This window comes from Capnocytophaga stomatis, assembly GCF_002302635.1.
GTDB classification, from domain to species: domain Bacteria; phylum Bacteroidota; class Bacteroidia; order Flavobacteriales; family Flavobacteriaceae; genus Capnocytophaga; species Capnocytophaga stomatis.
Genome location: NZ_CP022387.1, coordinates 1,198,421 through 1,218,830, shown reverse-complemented (window position 1 = coordinate 1,218,830; position 20,410 = coordinate 1,198,421). Strand labels below are relative to the sequence as shown.

At 35.3% G+C, this 20,410-nt stretch carries 19 protein-coding genes and 1 tRNA gene; 10 read left to right on the top strand and 10 right to left on the bottom strand.

Translation table 11 applies throughout. The features are described from left to right. Positions 1–61 precede the first annotated feature (61 nt). Together CGC58_RS05505 and CGC58_RS05500 are read left to right on the top strand one after the other, a co-directional pair. Positions 62–1,204 carry an energy transducer TonB gene (locus CGC58_RS05505; protein ID WP_095895667.1) on the top strand — a complete coding sequence of 381 codons (1,143 nt, stop codon included), beginning with the start codon at positions 62–64 and terminating at the stop codon, positions 1,202–1,204. Positions 1,205–1,318: 114 nt separating this feature from the next. Continuing rightward, positions 1,319–1,389 (top strand) — tRNA-Gln (locus CGC58_RS05500). Positions 1,390–1,494: 105 nt separating this feature from the next. Here the strand turns inward: CGC58_RS05500 and CGC58_RS05495 are convergent. From CGC58_RS05495 to CGC58_RS05475, 5 genes are all read right to left on the bottom strand, one after another. Next, positions 1,495–1,971 carry an S-ribosylhomocysteine lyase gene (locus CGC58_RS05495; RefSeq protein ID WP_095895666.1) on the bottom strand — a complete coding sequence of 159 codons (477 nt, stop codon included), beginning with the start codon at positions 1,969–1,971 and terminating at the stop codon, positions 1,495–1,497. A gap of 61 nt (positions 1,972–2,032) precedes the next feature. After that, positions 2,033–3,478 carry a tRNA (N6-isopentenyl adenosine(37)-C2)-methylthiotransferase MiaB gene (miaB, locus tag CGC58_RS05490; RefSeq protein ID WP_095895665.1) on the bottom strand — a complete coding sequence of 482 codons (1,446 nt, stop codon included), beginning with the start codon at positions 3,476–3,478 and terminating at the stop codon, positions 2,033–2,035. 137 nt (positions 3,479–3,615) lie between these two features. Next, positions 3,616–4,059, bottom strand: coding sequence for a hypothetical protein (locus CGC58_RS05485; RefSeq protein WP_095895664.1), 444 nt, complete (start codon positions 4,057–4,059; stop codon positions 3,616–3,618). Between the two features lie 100 nt (positions 4,060–4,159). Continuing rightward, positions 4,160–6,130, bottom strand: coding sequence for a DNA primase (gene dnaG / locus CGC58_RS05480; RefSeq protein ID WP_095895663.1), 1,971 nt, complete (start codon positions 6,128–6,130; stop codon positions 4,160–4,162). A 4-nt stretch (positions 6,131–6,134) separates the two neighbouring features. Next, positions 6,135–6,452 carry a YbjQ family protein gene (locus CGC58_RS05475; protein WP_095895662.1) on the bottom strand — a complete coding sequence of 106 codons (318 nt, stop codon included), beginning with the start codon at positions 6,450–6,452 and terminating at the stop codon, positions 6,135–6,137. A gap of 119 nt (positions 6,453–6,571) precedes the next feature. Here CGC58_RS05475 and CGC58_RS05470 point away from each other — a divergent pair, with 119 nt between their 5' ends. From CGC58_RS05470 to CGC58_RS05440, 7 genes are all read left to right on the top strand, one after another. Continuing rightward, positions 6,572–7,189 carry a hypothetical protein gene (locus tag CGC58_RS05470; RefSeq protein WP_095895661.1) on the top strand — a complete coding sequence of 206 codons (618 nt, stop codon included), beginning with the start codon at positions 6,572–6,574 and terminating at the stop codon, positions 7,187–7,189. Between the two features lie 14 nt (positions 7,190–7,203). Continuing rightward, positions 7,204–7,749, top strand: coding sequence for a hypothetical protein (locus CGC58_RS05465; RefSeq protein WP_095895660.1), 546 nt, complete (start codon positions 7,204–7,206; stop codon positions 7,747–7,749). 2 nt (positions 7,750–7,751) lie between these two features. Next, entirely contained in the window at positions 7,752–8,342 is a 591-nt protein-coding gene (locus CGC58_RS05460) for a hypothetical protein (protein WP_095895659.1), read from the top strand. An 83-nt stretch (positions 8,343–8,425) separates the two neighbouring features. Next, entirely contained in the window at positions 8,426–10,114 is a 1,689-nt protein-coding gene (locus CGC58_RS05455; protein ID WP_095895658.1) for a glutamine--tRNA ligase/YqeY domain fusion protein, read from the top strand. Between the two features lie 65 nt (positions 10,115–10,179). Next, positions 10,180–10,884, top strand: a complete 705-nt coding sequence (locus tag CGC58_RS05450) for a hypothetical protein (RefSeq protein WP_095895657.1) — start codon at positions 10,180–10,182, stop codon at positions 10,882–10,884. A gap of 475 nt (positions 10,885–11,359) precedes the next feature. Next, positions 11,360–12,286: a phospholipase A gene (locus CGC58_RS05445; RefSeq protein WP_095895656.1), complete on the top strand. Its 927-nt coding sequence runs from the start codon at positions 11,360–11,362 to the stop codon at positions 12,284–12,286. 365 nt (positions 12,287–12,651) lie between these two features. After that, complete coding sequence (locus CGC58_RS05440; RefSeq protein WP_095895655.1) at positions 12,652–14,145, top strand: YfcC family protein; 1,494 nt, start codon at positions 12,652–12,654, stop codon at positions 14,143–14,145. Positions 14,146–14,731: 586 nt separating this feature from the next. Here CGC58_RS05440 and CGC58_RS05435 read toward each other — a convergent pair. Then, on the bottom strand, positions 14,732–15,202 hold the full coding sequence (locus CGC58_RS05435; RefSeq protein WP_198540762.1) for a DUF302 domain-containing protein: 471 nt from the start codon (positions 15,200–15,202) through the stop codon (positions 14,732–14,734). 632 nt (positions 15,203–15,834) lie between these two features. Between CGC58_RS05435 and CGC58_RS05430 the strand changes: the two genes are divergently transcribed. Continuing rightward, a complete protein-coding gene (locus CGC58_RS05430) occupies positions 15,835–16,578 on the top strand; it encodes a DUF6261 family protein (RefSeq protein ID WP_095895654.1) in 744 nt (247 codons plus the stop codon). A gap of 48 nt (positions 16,579–16,626) precedes the next feature. Here CGC58_RS05430 and CGC58_RS05425 read toward each other — a convergent pair whose 3' ends face one another. The 4 genes from CGC58_RS05425 to CGC58_RS05405 all read right to left on the bottom strand — a co-directional run bounded on the left by CGC58_RS05425 (position 16,627) and on the right by CGC58_RS05405 (position 20,408). Continuing rightward, positions 16,627–17,796 (bottom strand): hypothetical protein, encoded by a 1,170-nt coding sequence (locus CGC58_RS05425; RefSeq protein ID WP_157909202.1) that lies wholly within the window; start codon positions 17,794–17,796, stop codon positions 16,627–16,629. A gap of 269 nt (positions 17,797–18,065) precedes the next feature. Beyond that, entirely contained in the window at positions 18,066–19,193 is a 1,128-nt protein-coding gene (locus CGC58_RS12810) for a DUF6620 family protein (RefSeq protein WP_198540761.1), read from the bottom strand. Positions 19,194–19,238: 45 nt separating this feature from the next. Beyond that, on the bottom strand, positions 19,239–19,970 hold the full coding sequence (locus tag CGC58_RS05410; RefSeq protein WP_095895652.1) for an SMI1/KNR4 family protein: 732 nt from the start codon (positions 19,968–19,970) through the stop codon (positions 19,239–19,241). 12 nt (positions 19,971–19,982) lie between these two features. Further along, positions 19,983–20,408 (bottom strand): hypothetical protein, encoded by a 426-nt coding sequence (locus CGC58_RS05405; protein WP_095895651.1) that lies wholly within the window; start codon positions 20,406–20,408, stop codon positions 19,983–19,985. Between the last annotated feature and the right edge of the window lie 2 nt (positions 20,409–20,410).

Below are 20,410 nucleotides of genomic sequence, written 5' to 3'. Positions count from 1 at the left end.
CCCCCTTATTTTGTGATAAAATGTTTATATTTGCTATTATTAACATAAATTTTGGCTGTGTATGAAGAAATATTTTCTGCTCGTTGTGACAATGATGTCTTTTTCAGTGTATGCTTTCAAAGCTACTGAAAGTTATTTTTCAATAGAGAAAGATTCTGTTTTGCCTGATAATTCCCTTGCTATTGAGAAAGTGGAACCCGATGAGTATCCCAAAATGAGTAATTGTCAGGACGCAAACGGAACCATTGAAGGATTTAAAAAGTGTCTTGTTGCTTATTTTAAAGAAAATGTGCAAAACGCTGAAAATCTTGAGGGAAGAGTCTATCTTGTGTTTAAAGTTAATGCCGATGGGAAGATTGAAAAAGTAAGAATTCATTCCAATCAAAATGCTTTAATTGAAGAAGGAGAACGACTTTTAAAGCAGATGCCTTTGTTCGTTCCTGCTCAAAAAGCCGGAAATCCGATTGAGTTTACGTACACAATGCCTCTGACATTCAAGAGAGAGAAAGCCCTCAAGCAGGAAAAATATTTTTCTAATCCTGATGTGGAGGCAAAATGGGAAAGTTGTGAAAGTGCAGAAGATGAAAATAAATCTTTAGGTAAATGTATTCGAAAATTTATGTTTGAAAGGATAGCGACGGAAGATGACGGAGAAGAAAAATCTGTTTATATGTTATTAAAAATTGATTCTGACGGAAATTCTATGGTTGAGGGTATTGAAGGAGAAGATGAGGCTTTAGCAAGAGAAGTGTATCAAAAATCAAGAGAATTTCCAAAATTTATTCCGGCACGAAAGAACGGAAAGTTAGTAGGTTCCATTAATTTTGTTCCTATTATATTTAATAAAAAGGAAACATATGATTCATCCACCCCTCCTGATGTTTATCCGCAAATCAAATCTTGTAAGGATTCGTTCTTTACTTTTGGAAGTTTTCAGAAATGTTTGAATGAACACGTGCAAAGAAATTTTCAATATCCGGAATTGGCGGCGAAATATAACATTCAAAGAACTGTTTATGTTGTTTTTAAAATAAAGGAAGATAAAAGCGTTCAAATATTAGCAGCTTTGGGTGATGAAACTCAAATTTTAAGAAATGAGGCGATACGTATTATTAAAAAACTTTCGGTAAAAGCTCCGGCAATGAAAGATGGCAAACCTACTTTTTTAGTTTTCATTTATCCGATAAATTTTAAATTGAATTAAGTGTTTGATTTTTAATATGTTTTGTTCTTTTATTTAATGCGGAGCTAAATTTTTTCTGAAAAATATTTGGAAGTTAAAAAAAAGATTGTATCTTTGCACCGCAAAAATAACCAATGGCTCATGGTGTAATGGTAACACAGCAGATTTTGGTTCTGTTATTCAAGGTTCGAGTCCTTGTGAGCCAACGAAAACCTCTTGAGAAATCAAGAGGTTTTTTGTATTTACAAAGTAAAAACAAAAAACTCCAAATCATAATTAATAATTTGGAGTTGTGTGATGATAATTATCTGTTAATTAGGATAATTTAGATTTTCTTCTTTTAGATTGTAAAGCACTTCTTCAAGATATTTTTTCGCTTCGTATTTTGCCATTGGGAGGTTGTTATTGTAAAAATTTCCGCATTCCATTGCCGATGCTCCCGGTATTTCTCCTTCAAAATCAGCCATATATTGGAATAATTCGGTAATTAACGGAACAATATCTTTTGACGAAAAATCTCCTGCCAAGATAAGATAATTTCCTGTTTGGCAGCCCATTGGTCCCCAGTAGATGATTTTGTCTTTCCAATCGCTGTTGCGTAGCCAAGTCGCTGCTAAATGCTCAATGGTGTGAATTTCAGCAGCTCCTAAAACAGGTTCGCGATAAGGCAACTTCATACGAATATCAAACGAGGTGAGTACCTCTTTCCCTACATAATCTTTGCGAGAAACGTAAATTCCTCGCTCTAATTTTAAATGGTCAATACAAAAACTTGCTATTCTTTCCATAATTGTATGATGATTTTGTTTTTATCTAAATAGGAATTTTAAAAATTAAGTCAGCTTTCAGTTACATCATATCGCTATACCCAATGGCTTTTCCGATAAGGGTGGTTGATGTGCAACTTTCTATCTTAACGTTCACAAAATCACCTACTTTGTAATGCTCTTTTGGGAAAACAACTACTGTGTTTTGTGTATTTCTTCCCATCCATTGTTCGTCTGATTTCTTGGAATTTCCTTCGATGAGCACTTCGCAAATTTGTCCCACTTTTTCCTGTGTGCGAAGAAGACTGTGTTTCTGCTGTAAATCAATGATTTCGGAAAGACGGCGTTTTTTGACTTCCTCAGGAACATCATCTTCGATTTTGCGTGCAGCAAGCGTTCCTGGTCGTTCCGAATAGGCAAACATAAACCCAAAGTCGTATTTTACGTACTCCATAAGTGAAAGTGTGTCTTGGTGGTCTTCTTCCGTTTCAGTTGGGAAACCTGCAATCATATCTTGTGAAATGGCACATTCAGGAATGCGTTCACGGATGTTATCAATTAATGTAAAATATTCTTCTCTTGTATGTAATCGGTTCATTGCCTTTAAGATACGGTTACTTCCGCTTTGTACAGGCAAGTGAATATATTTGCAGATATTGTGATGTTTTGCCATTGTGTCAATCACATCAAGAGTCATATCTTGCGGGTTGGAAGTGGAGAAACGAATACGCATTTTTGGATGAGCAACAGCCACCATATCAAGTAGTTTTGCAAAATTCACCGCAGTGGCTTTTTGCATTTCGCTGGCTTTGTCGAAATCTTTTTTCAGTCCGCCACCGTACCAAAGATAACTATCCACGTTCTGACCTAAAAGCGTAATTTCTTTAAATCCTCTCTCTTCTAAGTCTTTGATTTCATTTAGTATAGAAAAAGGGTCGCGACTTCGTTCGCGTCCGCGTGTAAACGGAACAATACAAAAAGTACACATATTGTCGCATCCACGTGTGATGGAAACGAAGGCTGTTACTCCGTTGCTGTTCAGCCTGATGGGTGAAATGTCGGCGTATGTTTCATCTTTTGAAAGAATTACATTGACAGCTTCACGTCCGCCTTCTACTTCTTGCAGAAGGTTTGGTAAATCTTTGTAAGCGTCAGGACCTACAACCATATCCACAATTTTTTCTTCTTCCAAAAAGGCGTGTTTTAGTCGTTCAGCCATACATCCCAATACGCCCACTTTCATTGCAGGGCGGCTTCTTTTGATAGAATTGAATTGTTCCAATCGTTTGCGAATGGTTTGTTCGGCTTTTTCCCGAATAGAACAAGTGTTAAGTAGCACCAAATCAGCTTCTTCAAGTGTTTGTGTGGTGTTGTAACCTTGCTCGGAGAGAATCGAAGCCACAATTTCGCTATCCGAGAAATTCATTTGGCAACCGTAGCTTTCTATATATAATTTTTTGTGATTGTTCGTATTTGCTTCCAAAACAAGACTTTGTCCTTGCTTTGATTCGTCAATAACTTTTTCCATAGTGATGATTTTTATCAAGGGGCAAAGATATGAAATAATTCATAATTAACAATCTGTGCCAACAATTGTGCTGAAAATGAGGGATTAAAAAAGACCGCCTTAGCAGTCTTTTTGATGTTTTTAGCCTTCAAATTGAATTATTCAGCTTGCAATTCAGAAATTTTCTTAGTCCATTCTGACCATTTTGTGGCATCTTCAGGAGTTAATTTTTTGGCTGTTTCCTGCATTTTTGTTTGCCATTCAGCAGCTTTCGCTTGAAGTTCTTTCACTTTTTCAGCACTTCCTGATTTCACAGCTTCAGCAGATTCTTTCAAGTAATTGGTGTACTCATCGGCTAATTTTTGAGCTTCGTCACTGCTGAATTTAGGTACTTCAATTCCCGATACCAAATCTTTCATTTTTTCTTGAGCATTTTCAACAGCTTTGCTTGCTTCTTCCTTCATTTGGTTCATAGCATCTTTACTTTCTTCTTTTGCTTGTTCCATTGCTTCTGTTGCTTTTTGTTTTGTTTGATTGAAGCTATCACACGAAACTAACGTCATAAGAGCAACTGATGCTAAACTTAATACTACTTTTTTCATTTTGTTAAAATATTTAAAATTAAACCACTAACGAAATACAAAGATATAAACTTTTTTCAATAAAAAAAGTTTTTTTGAGTTTTTTATGCTTGAAAGTCAATTAATTCACAACACGATTGAGGCGTTTTCCCAATATTTTTTGCAGTTGTATGTAATTCAAAACTTCTTCCAACATTTCGCGTTTTTGGTCTTCGTCGGAATTGCTAATTTTTGCAGTGATGTTTTCTATTAGATGGCTAACCAATAACTTACGTATGTTTAAAATGATGTCTGAAACAGCCAAATCGATGTTTGCATCTTTGTCTTTCGGCACAATATCTTTCCGAAGCCAATCGTGTAATTGCAAATTTTCATCTTCCATAATAATTTGCGAAACTTTCTGGCTAAGCTCCATCGGTAATTGATTGATGAAAGTTGCTAATTGATACGATTCTTCCGCTTGGTTGAACTGTTCCATTGCCAAATCATAAATGTTTTTGAAATCAGGATTGGCAAACTGAATTTCGTCCTCGTGAAGTTCAAGGTAAATTTTTTCGTAAACTTTCAGTTCTTGCTGAATTTTTTTCTCTTCCAATTTGCCTTCTTCATCAACTTGAAGTATGGAATCCGTAAACACGCAAGTTCTATTTCCGTACAAAAGAAGATGCTTGATGAGGTCGTGTTCCAATATTTCCAGTCGGTTCACGGCCATTTTAGCTTGTTCTTCCTTACTTCGAGTGACTTCGAGCGATTGGCGTTTTTTGCGTTCTACTTTTTGTCCTTCGTAGAAATCTTTTTTCAAGATTTGAGAAAGTGTGGAGAAAAGCACTTCTTCCGAAATATCCATAATAACGGCACATTCACGCACGTACACTTCTCGCTTGATAGAATCAGGAATTTTTGAAATACTTTCCACCATATCACGAATGGTTTCGGCTCGTTTGATTGGGTCATTTTTAGCCTCTTGCATCAAAAGTGAAGCCTTAAAACGAATAAAATCAGTGGCGTTTTCTTCCAAATAAAGCACTAAATCCTCATAGGCTGTTTTTCGGGCAAAACTATCAGGGTCTTCTCCTTCGGGAAAAGTACAAATTTTAACATTCATTCCCTGCTCCAAAATCAAATCTACTCCACGGATAGAAGCTCGAAGTCCTGCGGCGTCTCCGTCGTAAAGCATTGTTATGTTGGTGGTTAGTCTGTTTATTAATCGGATTTGTTCAGGGGTGAGTGCCGTCCCGCTTGATGCTACTACGTTTTCAATTCCTTTTTGGTGCAATTGAATTACGTCGGTGTATCCTTCAACCAAATAGCAATTATCTGCCTTGGCGATGGCTTGTTTGGCGTGAAAAATTCCGTATAGAATCTTACTTTTGTGATAGATTTCACTTTCGGGTGAGTTGAGATATTTTGCGGCTTTTTTATCCTGCGTAAGAATACGACCTCCGAAGCCCAATACGCGTCCGCTCATTGAATGAATGGGGAACATTACTCTGCCTTTAAATCGGTCGAATTTTTTATCTTCTTTAACGATGGTCAGTCCTGTTTTTTCGAGAAATTCAAGCTGATAGCCTTTTTTTAAGGCCGTATCGGTGAGGGCTGTCCATTCGTTAGGTGAATATCCCAAACGGAATTTTTTGATAGTTTCGAGCGTAAAACCTCGTTCTTTGAAGTACGTCATCCCGATGGCTTTTCCTTCCTCAGTTTCGGTCAAAACTTCTTCAAAATATTTTTGGGCAAATTCCGAAACAATGTAAAGGCTTTCCCGCTCATTGGCTTTTTCTTTCTCTTCGGAAGAAATCTCGGTTTCTTCAATTTCAATATGATATTTTTTTGCCAAATACCGAATTGCTTCCGGATAGGTGAAATGCTCGTGTTCCATCAGAAAAGCGATGGCATTCCCTCCCTTTCCGGAAGAAAAATCTTTCCAGATTTGCTTTACGGGCGAGACCATAAAACTTGGAGTCCGTTCATTGGAAAAAGGGCTAAGTCCTTTATAATTAGAACCTGCCTTTTTCAGTTGAACGAAATCACCAATCACTTCTTCGACCCGCATTTGGTCGTAAACTTTGTCGATGGTATTTTTTGAAATCATATGTTTAGATAACTACTGCCGTTCCGCTTGCAGTTACCATTAGCATTCCTCCGTTGCTTCCAACGGTTTCATAATCAAGGTCTATGCCCACTACGGCGTTTGCTCCCATCATTGAGGCACGTTGTTGCAGTTCGGCAAGAGCTGTGTTTTTGGCTTCGATGAGCACTTTTTCGTATGTAGTGGAACGCCCACCAAAAAAGTCGGTAAGCCCAGCCATAAAATCCTTAATAGCGTTGGCTCCGATGATGGTTTCTCCCGTTACGATGCCTTTATATTCTTTGATAGGATGCCCTTCAAGAGTTGGGGTTGTTGATAGAATCATTTTGTAATTTTTTAAAGGTTACTTTCAATATAGCACAAAGGTAGAAAATTTATTCCAGAATCCGAAATATTTTGTACTTTCGCACTTGATGAAAATTCGTGAGACGAAAGTAAAATTATATGAATTACAATCAAGAAGTTAAAATTCTTCAACAGCAAGTACCCGTTTCAATGTCTCAAGCCTTGAAGCTACTGAGAAATGCTAACGGAAATGTATCCTTAGCTTTGGAGCAATTTCATCAGGAAAACATTGCTCGTATCTGTGAAGAGACTGAATGTAATCCCGTTTTGGCTCGTGAATTTTATGAAAAATGGAATTATAATCCTGAAAAAGCAATTGTGAAAATCCTGAAAAAACCTGTTGTTTTTACAACTTCCTCCAGTCAAGATAAAAGTAAAATAGGTTACGTTATTTACGGATTAGATGAAAATTTTGATTCTTTCTCGGGGAAGAAAGGGATTTCTGCTTTTATTTCCGAAGCTGATTTTGAATATATTAAAAGTGAATTTCAAGCTTTTTATCCGCGAATAAATCCGCTTTTTGATGAAATGGAAGAAGAATTTAACGCAACTTCCGATAATGTTTTTGATAGGCAAATTTGTTTGGAAATTATCGAAAGATTACAGCAAAAAGTATTTGATAGTGAAAATGTTACAAAGTTTGTGAATGATTTGCTTTGGTGGCTTCGCAAACAATTGGAATATGCTCATTATATCAATTTTTACGGAAATTTATAAATTGAAAATAGAAAATGAAACAAACAATTTTAAATGAATTACGCTCCACTATCGGAGACGAAACCATTGATTTTTATGTGTTTGCTGAGCGGAAAGTGCCTCTAATAGCTTCGTTTTTATATATATTTGTAGGGATTTTTTTGATATTGGTCTCAGAAATAGGAAAATATTTTGACAGTTCAAAAAGAGATTTTAATATTTTCGATAGTGTAAATATTATTTTTGCACTTATAGGGGTAACATTGTTAGTTTGGGGAGTGGTTTCTTTCTTTCAAAACGGAGGTCATTTTGTTGGAACTCCCACACGCTTAATTCATTACAAAAAAGGTACTGCCAAAATATATCCGTGGGTTGATTTTACAGGAAATGTTGATATGAACCCTTCCAAGCGTTATATTACCTTTTTTCTGCATAGCAATCGAAAGGTAGAAAAAGGAGTTAATATGTATATGATTTGTGATGTAATTAATTTGTTTTCAGCGGATAACATTTTAGAAATAGAACGAATTTCTCGTCAGCGAATTACCGAAAATAAAGATATTAACAAATTTGTATTTTAACAATGAAAGGAACAATACCTCGGTCACTGAATTATGTAATTAATGGTGAAAATGTGGAATTTCTTAGTTTTTCCCAACGAAGTGCCACTTGGAGCAATGTGATTATATCATTTGTTATGGGTTTGATTTTTAGCGGAGTAGGTCTTTTTGTTTTAAATATCGAAATGGATTTATTTGCCCTTCTTCGAGGAGAATACGAAGAAGTCAGCATTAAAACACTTCTTTCTGAGAGTAGATTGCCTGTGTTGATTATAGGAAGTTTATTTTCGCTTGCAGGTGTATGGGTTTTTGTGTCAGCTATTTTTATGATTTTCAGCGAAGGAGGCTATTTTGTAGGAACGCCCACAAGGCTTATTCATTACAAAAAAGGAGATGTGAAAATCTATATGTGGGAACTTTTTACCGATGAAATAAAAGTGAATATAGACAAAAACTACATTCGATTTACATTGAAAATTGGCAAATATGAAAGAAAAGACAAAACCGAAGTTTTCGTTTCCTATAAGGTTGAAATTATTTCCGCAGAAAATATTTCCAAAATTGAAAAAGTAGCCCGTGAACGGATTCGTTCTCTCAGTTATTTGGCAAAATAACGCTTGAAAAATAAAAACCTTACATTGAGTGTACGTTTAATTTTCAAAAAATCTTTAACTTTGTAGCTTCAAATTAGAAATTTATGTCAGAGGAATTAAAAGAACAAAAATCAAATAATTTTATCGAAAATATCATCGAAGAAGATTTGGCTAACGGATTTTCTTCCAGTAAGTTGCGTTTCAGATTTCCGCCCGAACCTAACGGATACCTTCACGTGGGACACGCCAGTTCAATATGTTTGAATTTCGGCTTGGGATTGCGATATAAATCGCCTGTGAATCTGCGTTTTGACGATACCAATCCGTCCAAAGAAGAGCAAGAATACGTTGATGCCATCAAACGCGATGTGGAATGGCTCGGATTTGAGTGGGACAGAGAGTGTTACGCTTCCGATTACTTCCAAGAATTGTATGATTGGGCGGTTCAGCTCATCAAACAAGGAAAAGCCTATGTGGACGGGCAAACTTCCGAAGAAATCGCCAAGCAGAAAGGAACTCCTACGCAAGCAGGCACTGAAAGTCCGTACCGAAATACTTCCGTTGAGGAGAATTTACAGCTTTTCGAGCGAATGAAAAACGGTGAATTTGAAAACGGAAAATATGTGCTTCGGGCAAAAATTGATATGGCTTCGCCCAATATGTTGATGCGTGACCCGATTATCTACCGAATTATGCACGCTTCGCATCATCGTACTGGAAATCAGTGGTGTATATATCCTATGTACGACTGGGCTCACGGCGAAAGCGACTATTTGGAACAAATTTCACATTCCATTTGTACACTCGAATTTTTACCTCATCGCGAGCTATATGATTGGTTTTTAGACCAAATTTATGATGAAAAATTGGTTCGCCCCAAACAGCGTGAATTCGCTCGCCGAAACCTTTCGCACACCATTGTTAGCAAACGAAAATTGTTGCAATTGGTTAATGAAAAGCACGTTTCGGGCTGGGACGACCCTCGTATGCCTACCATATCGGGCTTACGCAGAAGGGGTTACACGCCTGAATCTATCCGAAAATTTGCTGACACTATCGGAATTGCCAAACGCGAAAACTTGATTGATGTTTCGTTGTTGGAGTTTTGCATTCGTGAAGATTTAAACAAAAAAGCCAATCGCGTAATGGCAGTGCTCGACCCTGTTAAAGTGTTGATTGCCAATTATCCAGAAGGAAAAGAAGAGTGGCTTGATGCGGAAAATAATCCAGAAGAAGAAGTTTTAACATTCCGAAAAGTGCCTTTTTCCAGAGAAATTTATATCGAACGAGAAGATTTCCGAGAGGAAGCCAACAACAAATTTTTCCGATTGAAATTAGGAGGCGAGGTACGTCTGAAAAACGCGTATATTATTAAGGCTGAGCGTGTTGTAAAAGACGAAAACGGCAACATCACCGAAATTCACTGCACCTACGACCCCGAGAGCCGTAGCGGAAGCGGAACGGAGGCGAGTAAACGCAAAGTGAAAGGTACATTGCACTGGGTATCAGTTCCTCACGCTGTGGAGGCAGAAGCACGAATTTACGACCGCCTCTTTACCGAGGCAGAACCAGACCGCCAAGAAAAGGACTTTTTGGAGTACGTAAATCCTGATTCGCTCAAAATTACCACCGCTTACGTAGAGCCGAGCCTGAAAGAAGCCAAAGTGGGCGAAGGTTTTCAATTTCAGCGATTGGGCTATTTCAGTCTGGACCCTGATTCAACCGCTGAAAAATTGGTGTTCAATAAAACTGTTGGACTAAAAGATACTTGGGCGAAAATTGAAGAGAAATAATAATTTACGCAAAGGCAATGAAATTCGTTGCCTTTGTTTTATTAATAACCAAAATAGAATAGAATATGAAAAATCAATTTTACCTTTTTATTAGCTTTGTATTGTTCTGTTTTTTAGCATCTTGCAGTTCTGTTAAGTTAGATGGTGGAACTAAAAACACAAGCCAAGTTGGAAAAATAAACGACATAACGTTTATTGGCAAAACAGAAAATATCCAACATCAATCCAAAAAGATAGGGAGTTTTGTGTTAAGAGAGGATTTTAACGCTGAGTTGAGCAATATCAAAAGAAAGATAACCGATTTTGCCAACGCAAATGGTGGTAATTTGTTTGAAATATCTGAAATTGGTTTTGCAAAGAAAGGACATTCTTTTTATGTAGAAGGGGAGTTGTATTACAACGAAAATTTAACGGAAATCCGTTCGCAATTCGATGAAAGTTGTGCCGTAAATATTATTTTTCCAAAGTTTGGAGCAGTTTTGACTTTTTCAGTAGATATTGAAATTGAGGGAGATATATACGAAAAAGTAACCTACAAAGAAAAAGCTATCAGAAAAGAATTTGCGGATTGCGACCAAGAAGTTGCCATTTTTGTCAATAAAAACAAAAATATAGTGAAACTCAATGGGATGTCGAAGTATTTTTTCATTCAGCGTCAAGGAGGAATGACGGCTGTGGCAGGCGGAGGAGTAGGAGTGATCATTGGCGGTTTTATTCTGACAGAGATAGAAGATGCTGATTTAGGAAGAATTATGACCTTGTTGCATTAAAAACGATTTTATTTTTAAAAGAAGAAAAAATGCTCAAAAGGATTCTTATTTCATTGGTAATAAGTGTTTTATCGTTCTGTTTGATAGTGTATTTGTCGTATAATTTTTTGATGTGGCTTTCCCCTCCAGTAAAAATAATTGATGGAGAGGTACGTGTCTTTATGCCACTCGGAGCAGTTTTTTATTCGTTAATATTCGGAATAATAGTGGCCGTTGTCGGATTTGTGGTGAGCTTTCGGAAGGTCAAAAAACAAAAATAAAGAAAACCACGACCAAAATCAAGAGATTTTGGTCGTGGCTTGTTTTAAAAAGAGAGTGATTTTTTCACTTTTATTAAAAAAGTTAGGTGAAAGGCTTGATAAATTGCCAAAAATCAAAAATGAAACTATATTTGCCCGCTTAATATCTATTTCTGCAAAAAGGAATTAGATATATTTTTTGTTTTTAATGTTTAAGAAAATACAGAATTTAAAAAATGAGAAAATTACTTTTTACGTTGTTTTTAATTGTTGGTTCTATTTTGGTTAGTTATGCTCAGGAAACAGAGTTACCTCAGCCTGAATCACCTACTAAAGAGGTAAAACACGGACGTTTGGGGCGTACTCTTTCGCAAATGTTTGAAATTAGTGATGAAGACCAAAAGGGAATGTTCCGACCGACTTCCTACAAACCGATGTACGTAATTCCGTTTCGGTGGACGGACAAATTCAATCGTCAGCCGGTGAATTTCAACTCAAACAGAGGAAACCCACCATATCAGGACTATCAAAATGTAGAAGCAAAGTTCCAAGTAAGTATAAAAACCAAAATTTGGCAAGACGTTCTTTGGGGCAAAGGTGATCTTTGGGTTGGTTTCACGCAACAAGCTTACTGGCAAGTGTTTAATTCCGAACTTTCACGCCCTTTCCGTGAAATCAATTATGAACCCGAAATAATGTACATAATGCCTTTGAACCTTTCTGCCGGGGATTTCAAATGGCGAATGTTAGGTCTGTCGGTTAATCATCAGTCTAACGGAAAGGAACAATTATATTCTCGCAGTTGGAATAGGGTGATATTGATGACAGCCTTTGAATGGGACGAATTCATTTTCTTGGCTAATTTCTGGAGAAGATTTTCCGAGAAAAATGATGAAGACGATAATCCGGAAATAGAAAATTATATCGGACGTTCTGAATTTAACGTGTATTACAGTACATCACGTAATATATTTCATCTTACATATCGTAACAACCTTAATTTTAAGAAAAACAGAGGGTTTGCAGAGTTCACTTACACACATCGCTTTAATTCAGGATTGAGGCTATTCGCGCAGGTTTCTCACGGATATGGCGATTCACTTATCGAATATAATCACAAACAAACAACCATCGGGGTAGGAGTGTCGCTGTTTGAATTTTAATAAAAACGCTGAGAACTCAAGTAAAGGAAGAGAAATTTCGCTTCATTTCTTGTTCCAAACCTTGTAAACATACCGAAATACAAATACTTATAGAAAGCCACATTGTGTTTTTTAAACCAAAGGCTTTCTATTTTTTTATTTTAATAACGGAAGTAACTTTATTAAAGATAATTTTCTGCCAAAAACGGAATTAAATAAACAATTACAATTTCATTTATTAGTAAAATCAATTTGGAGAATATATCTACTAATTGGTTGAAGTACAAAATCATATAAAAAGAAGTTTCTGTTAAAATTATTTTAAAAAAAGATATGACAAAACATTAAAAAATTGTTTATTTTTGCTCTTTTAAATGATTAGTTATATGAAACGGTTTTTAAAATTTCCTACACCTTACACGGTGCTGATGATTGTTATTGTAATTGCGGCAGGATTAACTTTTTTGTTGCCTTCGGGGAAGTATGATACGCTTTCTTACGATAGTGTTCAGAATGTATTTGTTGTAAGTTCAAAGGGAGAAACACAAACTCTGCCAGCTACACAAGAAACCCTGACCGAAAAAAACATTTCCATCAGTGTTGAAAAGTTTAAAGAAGGAAAAATCAAAAAACCGGTTTCTATCCCAAATACATACAAGCAAGATGAAGCCAAACCTCAAGGATTTTTAGAAATTCTTTATGCACCCATCAAAGGGATTTATGATACTATTGATATCATTTTGTTCGTGCTGGTTTTAGGGGGCTTTATCGGTATTTTTAACAGTTCCGGAACGCTTAATGAAGGCGTTGGTTATTTGGCTTATAGGCTTAAAGGCAAGGAAGGAATCCTTATTATTTTAGTTTTTACGCTCATCGCTTTGGGAGGAACTTTTTTCGGTTTGGCGGAAGAAACACTTGCCTTTTATCCGATGCTTATTCCTGTGTTTTTAGCTGCGGGATACGATTTGATGGTGCCTTTAGCTGTGATTTATCTGGGTTCGTGTGTGGGGACGATGGCTTCTACAGTGAATCCGTTCTCGGTCATTATTGCTTCGGATGCGGTGGGAGTAGATTGGACAACCGGAATGGTAACTCGGCTTGTAATGCTTGTACTTTCAACGGTAATTAGTTTGGTTTACATTATTCGTTATGCGGAAAAGGTAAAACGCAATCCGCAAGCCTCGGTAGCATATGGTGCTTCACTTCCCGAATCGTTGCACAATGAAAAAGCAGTTCCTGTTGAGCAGCTGAAACTGTCAAGCAAGTTATTATTGATTGTTTTTGGCTTGTCTTTCTTGGTGATGATTCTTGGAGTATCGCAATGGGGCTGGTGGTTTCAGGAAATGACGGCTTTGTTTTTAGTCGCTTCGGTAATCATTGCGGTTTTGCAGCGTGCAGGCGAAGAACAGTCCATCGCACACTTTTTGACGGGAGCGAAAGATTTACTCGGCGTGGCTTTCATCATCGGGATTGCTCGAGGGGTTACTTTTATACTCAATGACGGGCAAATTTCGGATACTATATTATATTATTCGTCGAACTTGGTAAGCGGAATGTCGCCGGTGTTGTTCTTGCCAGTATTGATGTTTATCTTTGTGATACTTACTTTATTTATTTCTTCTTCATCAGGAATGGCGGTAGTGACGATGCCTATTATGGGCGGATTAGCGTCGGTTGTGGGAGTAGAAGGACAAAGTGTGGTAAATGCATATTTGTTCGGAATGGGATTGATGAGTTTTATTACTCCAACCGGATTGATTTTGCCTTCGTTGGCTATGGTAAACCTCAATTACAAGCAATGGCTGCGATTTGTGATGCCATTAATGCTTATTTTAATTGTTTTAGCCATTGGAGTACTACTGGCAGAGTATTATCTGTAAAGAATTATCAAAAAAGGAAAAGATTTTTCTGTTTTTTCAGATAGAAGACATTAATTTCTAAACGAAAAAGAATTGTTTTAAGACTTGAAATACGTTTGTTACTTCGAGTGATTTGTGAAATGCAATGAAGCAAATCGTATCGAGAAGTGATTTTCGGTTCTCGATACATTTTTCTTTCACTTTGTTACAGAAAAATACTCGAACTGATGTGTTTTCTTGTGGAAATTAAAATTAATATTTTTAATTCAGTTTGAGAGAAATAAAAATGTTACAGAAAAATACTTGAACTGATGTGTTTTCTTGTGAAAATTAAATCTAATACTTTTAATTCAGTTTGAGAGAAATAAAAATGTTACAGAAAAACACTCGAACTGACGTATTTCTATATAAAAATTAAAGCTAATATTTTTAATTCAGCTCGAAAAAGATAGCAATTAAACCAAAAATGCTTCATACTTTACTACTTTAAAAAGAAAATGCAACAAAAAATCCCGATACAATATGTTTTCGGGATTTTTTTATTAAATGTGTGTTTGAAAAAATTATTTTCTGAGCTTTATTATTTAGTTTTTATGCTTTTCTGTTATTATTGACAGATTTTCTCTCTTCCGGAAGCCTCAATGATGATAGTTTCCATCAGTTTTTGCATCTTTTCTAAAATAGCAGTATTTTTTAAAGAATATTTATTAGCTAAAAGTTTTACATTAGTGAAAATTAGAGATGTTTTTTGATTGGTATCTTCTACTACGGCAATTTTTAGAGGCAATTCTAAAGCAATATCAGGATTATCAAGCATTAAAAAAGTGCCTACTTTCGGATTTCCGAATACAATCACATTGCTTTTAGGCATTTCCATTGCTGATTCCTTTGCATTTTGTTGATGGTCAAAATTTGCAAAAACAGTTAGTTGTTTTTCTTCCAAAGATTTCAATAAACGATTTAGTGTCGTATCAAAATCATATTTACTTACTACCGACTGAATTTCTTTTTGCTCATTTTGTCCGTGCATAATCATAAAAGAAAATAAAAATATAAAAATAAAGTAGATTTTTTTCATAGTTTAAAATGAAATGAATAATAACGCTACAAAAGTAAACAAAATAAAACCAATAATCAATAACTCAAAAAATGATTCTTAAAAGAAAATTTAGTTTTTTGTCAAATCAATACAGATTCTCATTTTAACTAAATAGTTAAAACATAAAAACAAATGAATTTTATATTTGACTAAATAGTCAAAACTGAAAAATAAATAAAATTATATTTTAATTAAATAGTCAAAAGTAAGATTATTCAGAAGTACGTTTCAACTAAATGGTTAAAAGTAAAAAACAAAGTGAAGCAAGTTTTGACTAATTGAAAAATGCTAAACTAAAAGCTAAACTAAGAAAGAAAATAATCTTCTTGCTGAAATTTTGAAAGTAATTATAAATTTAGTTTTAGTAATAAGCCAAATCAGAAAAATAGAAGAATGTAACTGAATGATTTCGATTTATTTTTCTTCTTAAATGAAATTCATAGCAATTCGTTAAGGTTACAAGCAATCTATAGAAAATTTTAACGAAAAGATAATCATAAAAGTTAAAGAAAAGAGAATTAACATTAAAGCGTATTGCATTTAAAAAGGATTTTTATTAAGTTTGTAATGAACTAATTAGTAATTATTTAACTTTAAAATTTGTATAACCGATGAAAAAACTATTTACAACATCTAAAACTACTGAAATAGGAGATGTTTCTGAGCGATTGGTAGTGCTTTTTAAGAAAGAAACATCTTTTGCTGATGATGCTTTTTTAGTTTCACTCTTTGAGGAAATTGAAACACTTTCGGAACAAATTATAGAGGCTATAAAACGTGATGTAATTGTTTCAAAACTTGAAGAGGTTGATAATGCACGTGGTAAAATGATTCGTTCATTAAACAATATATTAAAAGGTTATCAGTCGATGCCTATTCCGAAACTGAAGGAAGCAGGAGAGAAATTATATAAGGTATTTTCAAAATATGGCGTATCAATTACGCGTGAAAGTTATGCTAATCAATCATCGCTTACTGAATCACTTTTACAAGATTTCTCTGCTACGGAATTGGAAAGCGATATTTCAACACTTGTAGGGGTTTCGGAATGTATTTCGGAGCTTCGCAATGCCCAAAAAAACTTCAACGAAATGCGTTTGGAGTACGAGAAAACGTTAGTAGCTCAATCACAAAAGCCCACAGCTTCGGAGCTTAAAAAAGTGCTGATTACTGTTATCAACACCAAATTAGTGCCTTATCTTATAGCAGTGCAATTAGTAAATGCCGATAAATACGGTAGTTTTTCGGCCACTGTGGCACAAATCATTGAAGATAACAATGCCGCTGTAAAACGCAGAAGCGGGGCAAGGGATAAGAGAAAGAATTCAAAGGATTCAAATTCAAAAGAACAGTAAACAGAAACACTTAAAAAGAAATGCGACCTGATTCAGGTCGCATTTTTATTATTCATAAATAATTTTGTATGTAGTTTCAGCTTTTTGAACATTGGTAGTGCTTGTCGTGTGAATTTTTGTCAGAGAAGTGAATGTTTTTTCGTCTTCGTTTTGTGTGTACGAGAAATCGTATTTTTCTATTTCATCATACGGAACGTAGTCACTTCCGTTTATGTTTCCTCTTTCGTGCCTGCGGATAACAACCACAAATTGATGAACATTTCCTAAGCTGGAATTTGTAAGGATTTGATATCTGCGTCCTCTTTCTGTGAAATCATCAATTTGTTGCATAGTTTCCTGAACTTCTTCCCACAATTCGCTGATTTTTTCACTATCCTTGTCAGTAAATTTGCTTTCTTTTATCTGTTTTGAGTAATAATGCAAAAATCTTTTTTCTTTTATTTCTGTGATATAGTCATTATCGTAAACATATTCAAAATCCCGTTCCGATTTGCTATATTTTACAGCATTGTTTTCTTCTTTTACGATTGATTTTACCAAATTTTTAGATGGTTTTCCCCAATTAAACGGATATAAATCTTTAAAATAGTTTAAGTATCCTAAAGCCCAATCATCATTTATAAAGAAAGTTAATAAAAATTGATTTTTATTTTCCGTATCGTAGTAAGTATAATTGATAGTTTCCTTTCCATTGGTTACTTTAACCATATTTTCATTGTCCCAATGGTATTTGTAAGGCGAATTGCTTATCAACTGTTCTTTATCATTGTAACCAAACTCGGAAACGTACAATGAATCTTCCTCTTTGTATTCTCTTTTAGTGACGTTCGCTTTTTCGTTTAATGAAAGGGTGATATTTCTTTCTTGTTCATCTTCGGTTATTTTAGCAAAGATGTTTTCACCTTGATAGCTAATTTCAGAAGAATAGAATTGCTCGTTATTTTTAGTGACTGCTACGTTTGTTATTTGGTTATTGGTGTAAGTAAAGTATGTTTCATAATTTTCTTTTACTGAAATCTCCGATTGGGTTTCGTCATCATAAAAGTACTTTGTAGAAACGGCTTGTATTTCTTTTATTTTTCTTTCACCTTTTCGGTTTAAGGTAGGATTTTCTGTTTGTTGTTGTTTTTTTGGTTCAGGATTGTCTTTTTCCTTTTCGCAAGAAGTTAAAAATAAACCACTAATTAAAATTCCGCATAAAAATCTCTTTCTCATCATTCAATATTTTTTTAAAACGCTCGCAAATGTACGTTTGTTTTTTAAGAAATAAAAGAGTAAATCAACGGAAATACTGAATATTAACAAATTTTTGTGAAAAAACAAAATGAGGTAATCATCGTCATAATTTTAATGATTGAAGGTGAGATTAAAAGGATAGAGTTGTTATTTTTAAGGATTTCTTTTGCTTGTTTTTGAGTGAAAACTTTTTAAAATAAACTAAAAACAGAACACTTTTACCTCCAAAAGCGTTCTGTTTTTATGTTTGCTTAAAATTCGATGTCATCGGCGATATTGCCTCCGCTTTCTTCAGCGAATTTTTTGGCGTATTCTTTTTGCTTTTGCTGCTGATACGGAAGCATATTAATCATATTGCTCATCCATTTCATTGCCACACTTTGAAAATCACCAAGTGAAATTCCGTAATTGTCCTCAATCCATTGTGCTCCATCTAATCCTGCTTCGTATGCGGCTTGCCTTGCTCCGCAAAGCTCGTAATAGAACTTTTCATCGGTGGAAATTCGTGTGAGATAATCATCTTTTGGTTGATTGTTGGCTTGTTTACCAAATTTCGGGTGAGAATGAGCTTGACCAAAGTATTGCCCATAAAGCGACATCACAGTAAAAGAGGTGTCTTGCTGCATTCGTTTTATCCAAAGCTGATTGGCTTCGTCCCATAACGGAAGTTCAATGCCTAACCTTTTACAAACTTGCTCATCGGTCATTCCGTTTGCCATATTGGCAGCGGCAGCAGCATAATCCTGAAGCGAAACTCCGTGGATGGGTTGCAATAACGGATTATTGGCATCGTGTGTTATATTCATAAACGGATTAACAAATCCGCTGTAATTTACCGGATTTTGTTCATCGTAATCATCATCTTCATCGTCGTCATCTTCGTAGCCGTGTCGTTCAAGGAATTCATCGCTGAAACGATTCAGTTTGTCCATATTCTTTTGAATACGTTTGTTGTTTTCTTTCAGCTGGGCTTGTTCTTCAGGTGTGCCTCGTTTGCCTTCAGCTCGTAGTTGTATAAGAATTTTATAACCGTTATCCATCAGTTCGTCATAAAACCGGAAGAATTTAATGGCGGCTTCAATAAAAGAATTATCTCCCTTGTACGCTCCAAGATGTTTTACTTCGTTTATGTAATGCTGTAAATCTTTTTTCCATTGTAGCCTGACTTTTTCGGCACGAACGTAATCTTTATCATCCATCGCTTCATTCATATCTTCCATATTGTAATCACATTTATTGATGATACAAATGATTTCATTATTGTATTCTACCTCATTATCGTAGGAGCCTTTGGCATAGTACACACCTTCTTCCTCATTCCATCCTCCTTGGAAGGGTTTTTCTTCTTTTTTTGATTTATTGAAAAATTTTCCGAACATAATTGTTTGTTTTTTGATTATAAAAATACTCGCTTTGATAAAAATTTATTCTTCGTCTTCCCAATTATCATCATCTTCGTAGGAAATATATGACCATTGCAAGCCTAAATCCTCCAAAGTGTCCAGCAAATCATCAAATTCCTCTTGGTTTGAGCTTCCTAAGAACAAAGCCGTTGCTTGCTCTTGCCGATTATCTTCAACTTTGAAACTGATACTAATAACCGCTGAATGATTTTGAAAAATTTCTTGCTCAACAAAGCTGATTTCCTCAATTTTTTTGAAATTTTCTCGGACATATGTTACAACTTCAGGGCTGAGATATGATTCTTCTGAAAAAATACTTCCCAACGCATTGGCATTATAGGTAAGTCCGCCCAAAACGCCATTGTAGATTGCCATATAAAGCCAGAAATCAGAAGTTTTTTCGGTTTGTAACACCCAATTAGGCTGTATTTCAGAACCGTAATTTCCCCAAACAGGCGGATTATCCAAATGCAAATCGTTTTTGTGAATTCCCCAATAAGCAACACCTTGATTTTCCTCATAAAAGCAGAGAAAATCTCCGTCAAAGTCTATTTTTTCAGGAGAAAATAAATAGTTATGCGACTGGTTAATGCTTTCAGTCTTGCCCATTTGCAGATAATATTCCCGAAAAGCCTTCGGAAATGTGATGTTCAAGCGTTTTTCTGCCGAAAGTAGCTCTTTTTCTGAAAATCCTGTGTATTCGCTTTCCGGAAGTTGATATATTTTCTTGATTTCTGTTAGTGTTTCCAGCATTTGTTTGTTGTTTTACTTCTGTTCTTTATAATTTAAAATGATTCCGGTGGAGCAACTCTTCGGGTCATAAAAAGCGTGTACTCTTCCCCAAGGAAATTCCGTATCTCCAAGTGTTTTGGCAATCCACTTTTCGTATGATTTCTTCTTTTTTAATTCTTTCTTTTCATCGAAATCTTCCCAAGAGTAATCTTTTTCATAAATGCCTTTAAATTCAAATATAATTCTGTTCAATTGCTCTCCTTTAAAGCAAATATCTACATAAAATTTCTGCTGTTCTACAATAATGTCATAAAAATAAATCCAAAAATAGCCCGTCCCTACTTCCCAATATTTGTTATCAGGAAATTGTTCTCTCAGTTGTGTGTAAGTCGTTGCCTGATTTATAACAACATCTTTCAGCAGAAGGAAATCCCCATTAGCAGTATCTATAATTTTCATCG